We start from the raw sequence: 11,139 nt of genomic DNA on the forward strand, positions 1-11,139 counted from the left end.
GTGGGGCTAGCCGTGCATGGTCTCTTTTTTTCCAAGGTTTTTCATCAGTTCCGCTTCATGCTCCAACAGGGCCTGCCATTTTTGATCTACTTCCTTTTTGTCCCCATATTTTCGGGCAAAGGCCAGGAACATAGTGTAATGGTTGGCCTCGCTGACCATAAGGTTTCGGTAAAAATCAGCCAGTTCTTTGTCTTGGATCTCTTCGGAAAGTAAGCGGAAACGTTCACAGCTTCTGGCCTCGATAAGGGCTGCGTAAAGCAGTTTGTGAACCAGATGGGTTTCCCGGCTTCCGCCTTTGGGGAAGAATTTCATCAGTTCGATCACATATTCATCCTTCCGCTCACGGCCCAACACCCAGCCACGGTCAAGGATCTTGTCATGCACCATGTTGAAATGCCCCATTTCCTCCCTGGCCAGAGCCGTCATTTCCTTTACAAGCTCCGATTTTTCTGGGAAACCGATGATCAGTGAAATGGCAGTGCTCGCTGCTTTTTGTTCGCAGTAAGCATGGTCGGTAAGGATTTCTTCAATGTTTTTTTCAACGATGTTCACCCATCGCGGGTCCGTCGGTAGTTTAAGGCCTAGCATGCGTATGTGTTTGAAAATTTCGAGCTACAAAGATACGAGTATTGCGGTAGGATGTTTAGAAATCCAGGTCGAACTCTTTGCGGAGCAGGTCAATGGCGGGATTCTTTTCCCTTAATTTTTCATACTTCTCCTCAGGGGTGAAGGCAAACTTTTTGGCGACCTCCTCGTTTACCGTAATGTGCAGGGTGATGGAATAATTGTTGAGGTTTTGTTTCAAGTAGTCCATCATCAGGCTCTGTTCCCGTTCCACCTCTTTTTTCATGGTGCTGTTGGGAAGCTCAATCCAAATGGTGTTCCCGTTTTTTAGTTTGGGGACATCGGCATTCAGGTTACTGGCCAATATTTTTCTGCCTTGGTTTTCCAACTGATGGACGAAATCGTCCCAATGTTGCTGCATGTCCTCTTCAGAAAAGGCATCCTTTGGAAGGTCTTCCTCGGAGATTTCCGAGGTTTTATTGCCCTCATGGGCCTTTTTGACCTTGATGCTGGAGAGCGAAAGCCCAGAAACCCTTTTCTCTGGGCTCTTGATTTGGATTTTTTTGACGGGTTCATAGACCTCCTCGGGTCCGGCAACGACTTCTTCTTTTACAGGTTCGCTTACCGGTTCGGGTGTGGTGTCCCCTACTGCTGTATTCTGGGTAATCCCCTTGTGCTGGGGTACTGGTGTTCCGTTTTTCTTGGGAGCAACATTTGAAAAATGCGAGGCTGGGATTATGAAATCAGCTTTTTTTTTTCTCCATCGAAAGTGATGGAGGCCAATTTCATGAGGGTAAGTTCTACCAACAACCGCTGGTTTTTACTCACCTTGTATTGAAGGTCGCACTCGTTCGCCATGTCTATGGCCTTGAGCAGAAAATCCTTGGGCGCTTTTTTGGCCTGTTCTTGGTACTGTTTTTTTACATCTTCCCCTACTTCCAGAAGATTTAGTGTGTCCGGATGTTGGCAGACCATCAAATCCCTAAAATGGGAGGCAAGGCCAGAAATAAAATGATGCCCATCAAACCCAAGGGACAGTGTTTTGTTGAATAGGAGCAACAGCTCTGGAATGTTGTTTTCCAAGATGAGGTCCGTAGCTGAAAAATAAATGTCATAATCCAGCACGTTCAGGTTTTCGGTGACGGCTTTGCGCGTAAGCTGTTTGCCTGAAAAACTTACGACCCGATCAAAGATGGAAAGGGCATCACGCATGGCACCATCCGCTTTTTGGGCGATAATATGAAGGGCACTTTCCTCGGCCTCCACACCCTGCTGCTCTGCAATGTATTTGAGGTATTCCGAAGCATCCTTTACCGTGATCCGTTTAAAATCAAATATTTGGCATCGGGAAAGGATGGTAGGGATGATCTTGTGCTTTTCCGTGGTCGCCAAAATGAAAATGGCGTGTTTTGGTGGTTCTTCTAAGGTTTTCAAAAAGGCATTGAAGGCCGATTGGGAGAGCATATGCACCTCATCAATGATATACACCTTGTACTTGCCCACTTGTGGGGGTATGCGTACTTGGTCAATCAAGCTTCGGATGTCGTCCACGGAATTGTTGGAAGCGGCATCCAGTTCAAAAATATTGAAGGCAAAGTCCTCGTCTTCCCGTTCCGTACCGTCCTGATTGATTTTTTTGGCCAAAATACGGGCGCAAGTGGTCTTCCCGACCCCTCTGGGTCCGCAAAACAAGAGCGCCTGGGCCAAATGGTTGTTCTCAATGGCATTCAGTAGGGTGTTGGTGATGGCCTCTTGGCCTACCACATCCTTGAATGTCTGGGGACGGTATTTTCTAGCGGATACTATAAAAGGTTCCAAAGCGGGACAATTGAGATACTACAAATATAAAAATAGGAACGGGCAAAGCCATTGGTATGTGACCTGGATACCCTTTTTTTATTAACAATTGGATTACCTTTGCGGGAGCAGGCCACCTTATCGTCCCGATTGTATCGGGGAGGAAAGTCCGGACACCATAGTGCAGCATAGCGGGTAACACCCGTCCGTCGAGAGGCGAGGACAAGTGCAACAGAAAGCAAGTACAGTTCGGCTGTAGTGAAACCAGGTAAACTCTATGCGGTGAAACGCCATGTAAACCAATGTTTGAGGGCTGCACGCTCGAGTTGGAGGGTAGGCGGTTGGAGCCTTTGGGCAACCAAAGACCTAGATAAATGATAAGGAGTCCCGAAAGGGATTACAGAATCCGGCTTATGGCCTGCTTTTTTTACTCGATAATCTTTGGGTTTTGTCTTGAAATGAAAATGTGCTTTCCTACGGATGCGTTGTGGTCTTCCCCAAGATAATTTACTGAAAAAAACTAAAAATACTCCCTCCGTATTTCCGATGCTCGGAAAAATTGGGGTGCGATGAAAGGTCTGTTTGGTCCGAATGTTCCACAATCAGCAAGCCGTCTTCCAACAGGAGTTCCCTTTCCAGCACCAAATCGACAATCTTTAAAAACTGTTCTTGATCAAAGCTATAGGGAGGGTCCGCAAAAATGATGTTGAACTTCTCGGGCGTACGTTCCAAATACTTGAACACATCCGACTTGATGGCTTCGATGGGAAAATCCAGTTCTTTTGCAGTCTTGGAAATGTATTGCACGCAGCCGGGAAAGCTGTCCACGGCAATGATTTCCCCGGCATCCCTGGAGGCAAATTCAAAACCGATGTTGCCTGTACCTGAAAATAGATCCAGGACCTTGAGCCCATCAAAATAATAACGGTTGTTCAATATATTGAACAAACCTTCCTTGGCCATGTCCGTGGTGGGCCTGACCGGCAATTTTTTTGGGGCAATCAATCTCTTGCCTTTGTATTTTCCAGAAATGATCCGCATCAAAGGGCACTTAATATGGAAAAGTCGATTACCTCGTTTTCCAGTTCTTCCAAAGGAAAGGAAGGGCTATTGGGCACAAAAACGGACACCTGTCCAACATATTGGTGGCAGAGTTCGTATATGGCGTCTCCTTCCTCAATGGCCCCGAACATCCTTAGTTGGATTTTTTCCGGGCTTAACTGCAATTGTTCCAGACTGAAGAGGAGGTAATAGAGAAAATCGTTGGGGTTCTTGTACTCGAATTGGTTGTAGAAGAGCAATTTTTTATCGGAAACGACCATCACCTCCATTTCCTTTTCCGAAACCTGCACGTAACATACGGGACCGATCACGGTCCTGCCTTCGTTCAATAGCGCCGAAATAAGTACGGTACCACTGTGCTTGAACTCAAACTCGCCAAAAAGGTCAAAAATATAGTTGTTGATATTGGTGTAGGGGATATAGACGTTGACGATGTCCTGATTGGGGATTTCGTCATAAGCAATAAGGTCGTTTGCCATGATCTTGGCATTGAACTTCAGGTAGTTCGGAAGTTCTTCCTTGTTGAAAAAAGGTTTTGGGACCAGCCCGAACATATTGTTTTTATGGATGACCATCACCTCGGAAAAGTTGCTCCCAACATCGCCGCTCTGCCCAAGTTTGGCCTTGAGTTCCTTGAGCATTAAATAAGGGGTGGACTGCGCTTTGAAGGTTATTTTCTCAAAGGCGAGTATTTTATGGGTAATGGTGTCCGTCACACAAAAAGAAAGTCCATTCAAGCCAGCTTGAATGGACAGTTTTCTATGTGTGTTATTTTCTTTTGACTGTTCTATATCAATTGTCTTTTCTGTCATAGATAGGAGGCCAGTTTCCATTGGTGCTCACATCGTTCAACGACCCTACTTTGATTTCGGTACCGTTCACTTCCTCAACACTCTGAAGGGCGTTTTCCCTTGCGACCAAATCCGCAGGTTGGTCATATAGCACAACATTTTTCTTGACCTTGGCCTCAAAAACAGGAGCTTTGTATCCGCTCTTGTCAATGATCTTGGCTTCCATTTCAAACTTTTCGCCATTTTGGGCGTAAGGAACGTTCATCATGGTCTTGTAGCGGTCATCGGCACCAAAAAGGGAATCTTTTACTTTTACAGTTCCCAAGGTGTCAATAATCACTGTGTCTTGTTGCATATCAATCTGATAGGCCTTGTCGAACCTCATAAAAGAGGAATCTCTTTGCGAGGTGATGGTATAGTTGCCAGTATCGATAAACTGGATGAGGCTCTCAAAATTGTTGGCATAATTTCCATTGACCATTTTATAGGCTTCTTGCGAATCCCTGATGTCCTTAAGTTTGGCAATGATCTTGGAAAATCTTTCTTTTCTTACTTTGTTGAATTCGATGGGGGCATTGATGGATTCATATATCCTGTAACCTAGAAAAATGCTCAAAAGCGCAAATACGATGACCAGTACGGGCTTTATTTTTTGGGGTAAAAATCTGTCAATCAAGAATACAAGCCCTAGGGTTACAAGGCATATTAATACTACGATAAGAATTAAGTTTAACATATCTGATACTGTCTTTCAAAGTTAATTTAGTGGTTACTGACAAATCTACAATTTTTTTTTATTCAGGAAACTTTTTGCTTTAAAAAACCATGCTATCTTTAAAAGCGATGAAGGATATGAATGCACCCGAATTTTTAAGGATTTTAACTGAAAAATTTCCACATGAACCTACCCCAAAGCAGGCCCTGGCCTTGGAAAAGTTATCCAGCTTTGTCCTAGAGTCAAAAAGGGACAAGGTATTTCTTTTGAAGGGTTTTGCAGGTACGGGAAAGACGACTTTGGTGGCCACCCTGGTCAGTAGTCTCTGGAAAGTGAAGATGGGTTCCATATTGATGGCCCCGACCGGTCGAGCAGCAAAGGTGATGTCCGTTTATTCGGGTAATCAGGCCTTTACCATTCATAAGAAGATCTATTTCCCGAAGAAGCAATCAGGGGGAGGGATCCAATTTGTCTTGGCGCCCAACAAACATCGGAACACCATATTCATCGTGGACGAAGCCTCTATGATCCCCGACACGCCCGCCGACTCCAAATTGTTTGAAAATGGATCCCTGTTGGACGACCTTATATATTATGTGCACTCAGGGCACAATTGTAGATTGGTTCTTATCGGGGATACGGCACAGTTACCACCGGTAAAACTGGACATGAGCCCTGCTCTGGATGAAGATCGTTTGTCCTTGAATTATGATAAGGAGGTCGATTGTCTGGAACTGGACGAAGTGATGCGGCAGGCAGATGGCTCCGGTATCCTCCATAATGCCACCAACCTTCGGGAGCAGTTGCAGTCTCATTTTTTTGAAGATTTCAAGTTTGAGTTGGGTGGGTACAAAGACATCATCCGACTTATTGACGGGTCGGAGATACAGGAGGCCATAGACTCATCCTACAGCCAGAGCGGAAAGGAAGAAACAGCGATCATTGTACGGTCCAACAAAAGGGCCAATCTTTACAACCAGAACATTAGGGAGCGTATCCTTTTTTTGGACAATGAACTCTCGGTGGGGGATTACATGATGGTGGTGAAGAACAACTATTTTTGGCTCAGTCCCAACTCCGAGGCAGGATTCATTGCCAATGGCGACATCATAGAAGTGTTGGAACTTTTTGCCATAAAGGAACTCTACGGATTTTTGTTTGCCGAGGTCAAGGTGAAGATGGTGGACTATCCCAATCAAAAACCTTTTGAGACTGTTCTTTTGCTGGATACGATCAATGCGGAGAGCCCCTCACTTTCCTATGACGACGGAAACAGGCTGTACCAAGAAGTGCTGAAGGACTATGCCCATGAGAAAACCAAATATAGACAGTTCATGGGGGTCAAGAACAACAAGTATTTCAATGCCCTTCAGGTGAAATTTTCCTATGCCATAACCTGTCACAAATCCCAAGGGGGACAGTGGGATACGGTATTTGTGGAGCAGCCCTACCTTCCGAATGGAGTCGACAAAGATTATTTGCGATGGCTCTACACAGCGGTCACAAGGGCCAAGCGGCAATTGTACCTTATCGGTTTTAAAGATGATTTTTTTCTTGATTAGGAATATTCTATTTTAGACATCGCCATGAACATTGAACCAGATACCATTATAAGTATATTTTTGGGAATAGGACTCGCGGCATCCGTCGGGTTTCGGGTGTTCCTGCCCCTTTTTGCCCTCAGTTTGGCAGCGTATATGGGTGCTTGGGATCTCAATGAAAATTGGCAGTGGATAGGGAGCTTGGCGGCATTGATCACTTTTGGGGTCGCTACCTTGGTGGAGATATTCGCCTACTTTATCCCATGGGTGGACAATGCCCTTGACAGTCTGGCCATTCCCTTGGCCGCCATTGCGGGTACGGCGGTCATGGTTTCCACGGTCGCCAATTTGGACCCGGTGGTCACATGGTCCTTGGCCATCATAGCAGGAGGAGGAACGGCCACTGCCATCAAAGGGGCAAATGCAGCCGGAAGATTGACCTCTTCGGCCACCACAGGGGGATTGGCAAATCCTTTGGTGTCCACCATTGAGACAGGGGCAGCTGTTACCGTTTCCACGGCGTCCATTTTAGTGCCCCCCATTGCAGCCATTTTGGTCATTATCATATTGGTGGGCATTTTTAGGATCTATAGAAAACTTCGACCTAGAAAATAACGTTACATAAAAATAAGAGACGTGAAAGTAATTTCCATGATACCGGCCCGGTACCAGGCCTCAAGATTTCCTGCAAAACTGATGCAGGACCTATCCGGGAAACCGGTCATTGTCAGGACCTACGAAGCCGCACTGAGCACAGGCCTTTTTGATGAGGTGTATGTGGTCACGGACAGTCCCGTGATTTCCGAGGCCATTTCTGAGGTTGGCGGTAGTGTCATCATGAGCAAGAAAAAACATGAAAGCGGAAGCGACAGGATCGCAGAGGCCGTAGAGGATATGGATGTGGACATAGTGATCAATGTGCAGGGGGACGAACCTTTTATAGACAAGGCAAGTTTGGAAAAGGTCATCCAGGTGTTCAAAAACGACCCGGAAAAAGAAATCGACCTGGCCTCATTGATGACCCCCATAACCGATTGGGACGAAATATCGAACCCCAACACGGTCAAGGTCATTGTGGACAATCAAAGTTGTGCACTCTATTTTTCACGATCACCCATTCCCTATCCTAGGGACATGGATGTCAAGGCGCCCTATTACAAGCATAAGGGAATCTACGCCTTTCGGAAAAAGGCACTGTTGGATTTTCAGCAACTGCCCATGTTGCCCTTGGAGGCCAAAGAGAAGATAGAGGCCATTCGGTTTTTGGAATATGGTAAAAAGATAAAAATGGTGGAGACCCATATCACAGGGATAGAAATAGATACCCCTGAAGATCTGGAAAACGCCAGAAGAGTATGGAAGTAAACTTCAAGGACATAAAGGTCATTGGCTTTGATGCCGATGACACCCTTTGGGTGAACGAGACCTATTTTCGGGAAACCGAGGAAAGGTTCGCCGAGCTTTTGGGCGAATATGAGACCAAGAACAAAGTGGATCAGGAGCTTTTCAAAATGGAGATGGCCAACTTGGAAACCTATGGTTATGGGATCAAAGGCTTTATGCTCTCCATGATCGAATCTGCATTGGACCTGTCCAACAATAGGGTGCCCCAGGAAACCATTTCAAAAATATTGGACCTGGGCAAAGAAATGATAGCCCATCCCGTGGAACTGTTGGATGGCGTGGAAGAGGTCCTTTCCCAATTGGTGGACAAGTACCGGTTGATCGTACTCACCAAAGGTGACCTTTTGGATCAGGAGCGCAAACTGGAAAGATCGGGGCTCTCCAAGTATTTTCATCACGTGGAGGTGTTGAGCGATAAAAAAGAAAACAATTACAGCAATCTGCTGGAGCATTTGAAGATAGATGTGGGCGAGTTTTTAATGGTGGGCAATTCCCTGAAATCGGACATATTGCCTATCTTGAACATAGGGGCAAGGGCGGTGCATGTACCGTTCCATACCACATGGGCGCACGAAATGCTGCCAGAGGAACAAGTGAACGGACATTTGAAACTGAACAGTCTCAGGGACATCTTGAAGTATTTGGATAACTGATGAACATAGAAAGCAATTTGAAAAAACAGATCATAACCTCATTGGACAAGACTACATATAGGAATTTTCCCATGGTCCCCAAGGTCGTCTTTGGGCCGGGATGTTTTTCCCAATTGGGGGACATATTGTTGCCCATGCGGAAAAGCTCAGAAGCTCCTTTTATTTTTTTGGTGGATGACTTTTTTGAAAACAAGGACTTTGCCTCAAGGGTTCCATTGATGCTGAACGATGAGATCATATTCATATCCGCAGAAGAAGAACCCAAAACGGAACAAGTGGATGCACTGGTGGCACAGATCAGGGAAAAATATGATGAGATGCCATCCGGGGTCATCGGCATAGGAGGCGGAACGCTTTTGGATCTGGCCAAAGCCGTGGCCATCCTTTTGAACAACAAAGGTTCCGCCAAGGATTACCAAGGGTGGGATTTGGTGCACAGACCCTCCATTTACCATGTGGGAGTGCCCACCATAAGCGGAACAGGGGCAGAAGTGTCCCGAACGACGGTCTTGCTCGGCCCTGATAAAAAGTTGGGGATCAATTCAGACTACACCACCTACGACCAAGTGCTGCTAGATCCCGATTTGGCCAAGACCGTTCCAAAGGAACAATGGTTCTACACCGGGATGGATTGTTTTATCCATTGTGTGGAATCGCTCACAGGAACCTATCTCAATGCTTTCAGCCAGAGTTATGGGGAAAAGGCCATGGAGCTTTGCAAAGAGGTGTTTTTGGGGGATATTTCGGAGATTGATTCCCGTGAAAAATTGATGATGGCCTCTTGGCACGGAGGGATGAGCATTGCCTATTCACAAGTGGGTGTGGCACATGCCATGAGTTACGGACTTTCCTATTTGTTGGGAGTCAAGCACGGGTTGGGCAATTGTCTGGTATTCCAGCATCTTGGGGAATTTTACCCAGAAGGAGTGGCCATTTTTGACCAGATGATACAAAAACACGGTATAGTATTGCCGCAAGGCATCTGTGCCGATCTCACACAAAATGATTTTGATGTAATGATCAATGTGTCGTTGGGATTGGAGGCCCTTTGGGAGAATGCCTTGGGAAAAGATTGGAAGAAAATCATGACCCCTGCACGATTGCAGGCCTTGTACCAAAAGATTTAACCTGTTCAAAAGCGCAGGACCACTTAGACCATGCGAAGACTGGCCAAGTTTATTTATTTCAAGGTCTTGGGCTGGAAGCTCAACGGCTCCTTTCCCGATGTGGACAAATGCGTGGTCATCGTAGTGCCCCATACCCATTGGCTCGATTTTTTTTTGGGACTTTTGGTGCGAAAGGTTGTGGGACAGGAAATCAACTACATCGCCAAAAAGAGCTTGTTTGCACCACCGTTTGGATGGTTTTTCAGATGGACGGGCGGAGCCCCGGTAGATCGCTCCAAGAACTCCAATATGGTGGACAGTGTTTCCCGTATTTTTAACGAAAGAGAGGTCTTTCGATTTGCCTTGGCCCCGGAAGGGACACGTAAAAAGGTGGAAAGACTCAAGACAGGATTTTATCATATCGCCAAAAAGGCCCAAGTGCCGTTGGTCATGGTTGCCTTCGATTTTGGCAAGAAAGAAGTGAAGATAGGAGAGCCTTTTTACCCCACGGACAATATGGAAGAGGATTTTTGCAGGATCCACCAATTTTATCAAGGGGTAACGGGCAAGGTAAGGGAATTCAGTTTTTTATGGCAACACGAATAAGTTTTTGCTCAAAAAATGTAAATTGACCCTTTTGGGAGGCATAGGTGCCATTAATCTTTTTGGATCTGTTGTTGGTCTAAAAAGTAAGGTTTCTAGTATGAAAATTGGGAATATTAACCATTTGTCACCAAAATGAGATGTCCATGCCAAATTGGATTTCGATAGGGACACAAAAGGACCATTTTTTGGATGATGATACTCATTAAAATCAGAATAGAAACACTTCGATAACATACATTAAAAAAAAGGAACAATGCAGATAAAGGAGAACAGTACGGTCTACGATGCGATCGTGGTCGGATCGGGCGCTGGTGGAGGCATGGCGACCAAGGTGCTCGCGGACGCGGGTCTGAAGGTGGCCGTGGTGGAGGCGGGCCCTTTCTTCGACCCGGCGGACCCGGAGCAGAAGACACAGTTGCGCTGGCCCTACGAGTCGCCCAGGCGCGGTGCGGGGACGGTACGTCCCTTCGGGGACTTCGATGCCGCCTACGGTGGCTGGGAGATAGAGGGCGAGCCATACACGCACAAGGACGGCACGAAGTTCGACTGGTTCCGCTCGCACATGCTGGGCGGCCGCACGAACCACTGGGGGCGGATATCGCTCCGTTTCGGCCCCGACGACTTCAAGCACAAGAGCATCGATGGGCACGGGGACGACTGGCCGATCAGCTATGATGATGTAAAACCGTACTATGACAAGGTGGACAAGATGATCGGGGTGTTCGGCACCAATGAGGGGCTTCGCAACGACCCTGACGGATTCTTCCTTCCCCCGCCCAAACCAAGGCTGCACGAGCTGTTCTACATCAAGGGGGCGAAGAAGTCGGGAGTTCCCGTATATCCCTCACGGATGTCGATGCTCACCAAGCGGATCAACAACGACCGGGGGGTGTGCTTCTA

At 46.6% G+C, this 11,139-nt stretch carries 11 protein-coding genes, 1 other RNA gene and 1 pseudogene; 8 read left to right on the forward strand and 5 right to left on the reverse strand.

Annotation, left to right across the window (positions count from 1 at the left end; translation table 11 throughout):
- Nucleotides 1-6: 6 nt before the first annotated feature.
- Nucleotides 7-588 (reverse strand): MiaE family protein, encoded by a 582-nt coding sequence (locus tag DB398_RS16060; RefSeq protein ID WP_108425472.1) that lies wholly within the window; start codon nt 586-588, stop codon nt 7-9.
- Between the two features lie 55 nt (nt 589-643).
- Nucleotides 644-2,382 (reverse strand): annotated as a pseudogene (locus DB398_RS16065) (DNA polymerase III subunit gamma/tau).
- Nucleotides 2,383-2,486: 104 nt separating this feature from the next.
- Here DB398_RS16065 and rnpB point away from each other — a divergent pair.
- Nucleotides 2,487-2,790: RNase P RNA component class A (gene rnpB / locus DB398_RS16070), an RNA gene on the forward strand.
- A gap of 78 nt (nt 2,791-2,868) precedes the next feature.
- Here the strand turns inward: rnpB and DB398_RS16075 are convergent.
- Genes DB398_RS16075 through DB398_RS16085 form a run of 3 tightly spaced genes read right to left on the reverse strand, consistent with a single transcriptional unit; the run spans nt 2,869 to nt 4,863 of the window.
- Entirely contained in the window at nt 2,869-3,402 is a 534-nt protein-coding gene (locus DB398_RS16075) for an RsmD family RNA methyltransferase (RefSeq protein ID WP_108425473.1), read from the reverse strand.
- A complete protein-coding gene (locus DB398_RS16080) occupies nt 3,402-4,235 on the reverse strand; it encodes a DUF3822 family protein (protein WP_234416353.1) in 834 nt (277 codons plus the stop codon). The genes DB398_RS16075 and DB398_RS16080 overlap by 1 nt, the downstream gene beginning before the upstream one ends.
- A complete protein-coding gene (locus tag DB398_RS16085) occupies nt 4,216-4,863 on the reverse strand; it encodes a hypothetical protein (protein ID WP_199913427.1) in 648 nt (215 codons plus the stop codon). The genes DB398_RS16080 and DB398_RS16085 overlap by 20 nt, the downstream gene beginning before the upstream one ends.
- Nucleotides 4,864-5,057: 194 nt before the next feature.
- Between DB398_RS16085 and DB398_RS16090 the strand changes: the two genes are divergently transcribed.
- From DB398_RS16090 to DB398_RS16120, 7 genes are all read left to right on the forward strand, one after another.
- The gene (locus DB398_RS16090; protein WP_108425476.1) at nt 5,058-6,491 is read left to right on the forward strand and encodes an ATP-dependent DNA helicase; all 1,434 of its coding nucleotides are present in this window, start codon (nt 5,058-5,060) and stop codon (nt 6,489-6,491) included.
- Between the two features lie 30 nt (nt 6,492-6,521).
- Entirely contained in the window at nt 6,522-7,085 is a 564-nt protein-coding gene (locus tag DB398_RS16095; RefSeq protein ID WP_108425489.1) for a DUF4126 domain-containing protein, read from the forward strand.
- A gap of 36 nt (nt 7,086-7,121) precedes the next feature.
- Complete coding sequence (kdsB, locus tag DB398_RS16100) at nt 7,122-7,835, forward strand: 3-deoxy-manno-octulosonate cytidylyltransferase (RefSeq protein WP_199913428.1); 714 nt, start codon at nt 7,122-7,124, stop codon at nt 7,833-7,835.
- Nucleotides 7,826-8,527 carry an HAD family hydrolase gene (locus DB398_RS16105; RefSeq protein WP_108425478.1) on the forward strand — a complete coding sequence of 234 codons (702 nt, stop codon included), beginning with the start codon at nt 7,826-7,828 and terminating at the stop codon, nt 8,525-8,527. Before kdsB ends, DB398_RS16105 begins: the two co-directional genes overlap by 10 nt.
- Nucleotides 8,527-9,654 carry an iron-containing alcohol dehydrogenase family protein gene (locus DB398_RS16110; RefSeq protein WP_234416354.1) on the forward strand — a complete coding sequence of 376 codons (1,128 nt, stop codon included), beginning with the start codon at nt 8,527-8,529 and terminating at the stop codon, nt 9,652-9,654. Before DB398_RS16105 ends, DB398_RS16110 begins: the two co-directional genes overlap by 1 nt.
- Before the next feature lie 30 nt (nt 9,655-9,684).
- A complete protein-coding gene (locus DB398_RS16115; RefSeq protein WP_108425479.1) occupies nt 9,685-10,239 on the forward strand; it encodes a lysophospholipid acyltransferase family protein in 555 nt (184 codons plus the stop codon).
- Between the two features lie 253 nt (nt 10,240-10,492).
- Nucleotides 10,493-11,139: FAD-binding protein (locus DB398_RS16120; protein WP_159076459.1), on the forward strand; the 647-nt coding region annotated here is incomplete at its 3' end.

This window comes from Flagellimonas amoyensis, from assembly GCF_003058265.1.
Taxonomy (GTDB): domain Bacteria; phylum Bacteroidota; class Bacteroidia; order Flavobacteriales; family Flavobacteriaceae; genus Flagellimonas; species Flagellimonas amoyensis.

What these genes read in the sequence shown, in the direction of transcription:
- DB398_RS16075 (WP_108425473.1), bottom strand. Translation starts at nt 3,402, where the DNA reads ATGCGGATCATTTCTGGAAAATACAAAGGCAAGAGATTGATTGCCCCA.
- DB398_RS16115 (WP_108425479.1), top strand. Translation starts at nt 9,685, where the DNA reads ATGCGAAGACTGGCCAAGTTTATTTATTTCAAGGTCTTGGGCTGGAAG.
- DB398_RS16090 (WP_108425476.1), top strand. Translation starts at nt 5,058, where the DNA reads ATGAAGGATATGAATGCACCCGAATTTTTAAGGATTTTAACTGAAAAA.
- DB398_RS16110 (WP_234416354.1), top strand. Translation starts at nt 8,527, where the DNA reads ATGAACATAGAAAGCAATTTGAAAAAACAGATCATAACCTCATTGGAC.
- DB398_RS16105 (WP_108425478.1), top strand. Translation starts at nt 7,826, where the DNA reads ATGGAAGTAAACTTCAAGGACATAAAGGTCATTGGCTTTGATGCCGAT.
- DB398_RS16080 (WP_234416353.1), bottom strand. Translation starts at nt 4,235, where the DNA reads ATGACAGAAAAGACAATTGATATAGAACAGTCAAAAGAAAATAACACA.
- kdsB (WP_199913428.1), top strand. Translation starts at nt 7,122, where the DNA reads ATGATACCGGCCCGGTACCAGGCCTCAAGATTTCCTGCAAAACTGATG.
- DB398_RS16060 (WP_108425472.1), bottom strand. Translation starts at nt 588, where the DNA reads ATGCTAGGCCTTAAACTACCGACGGACCCGCGATGGGTGAACATCGTT.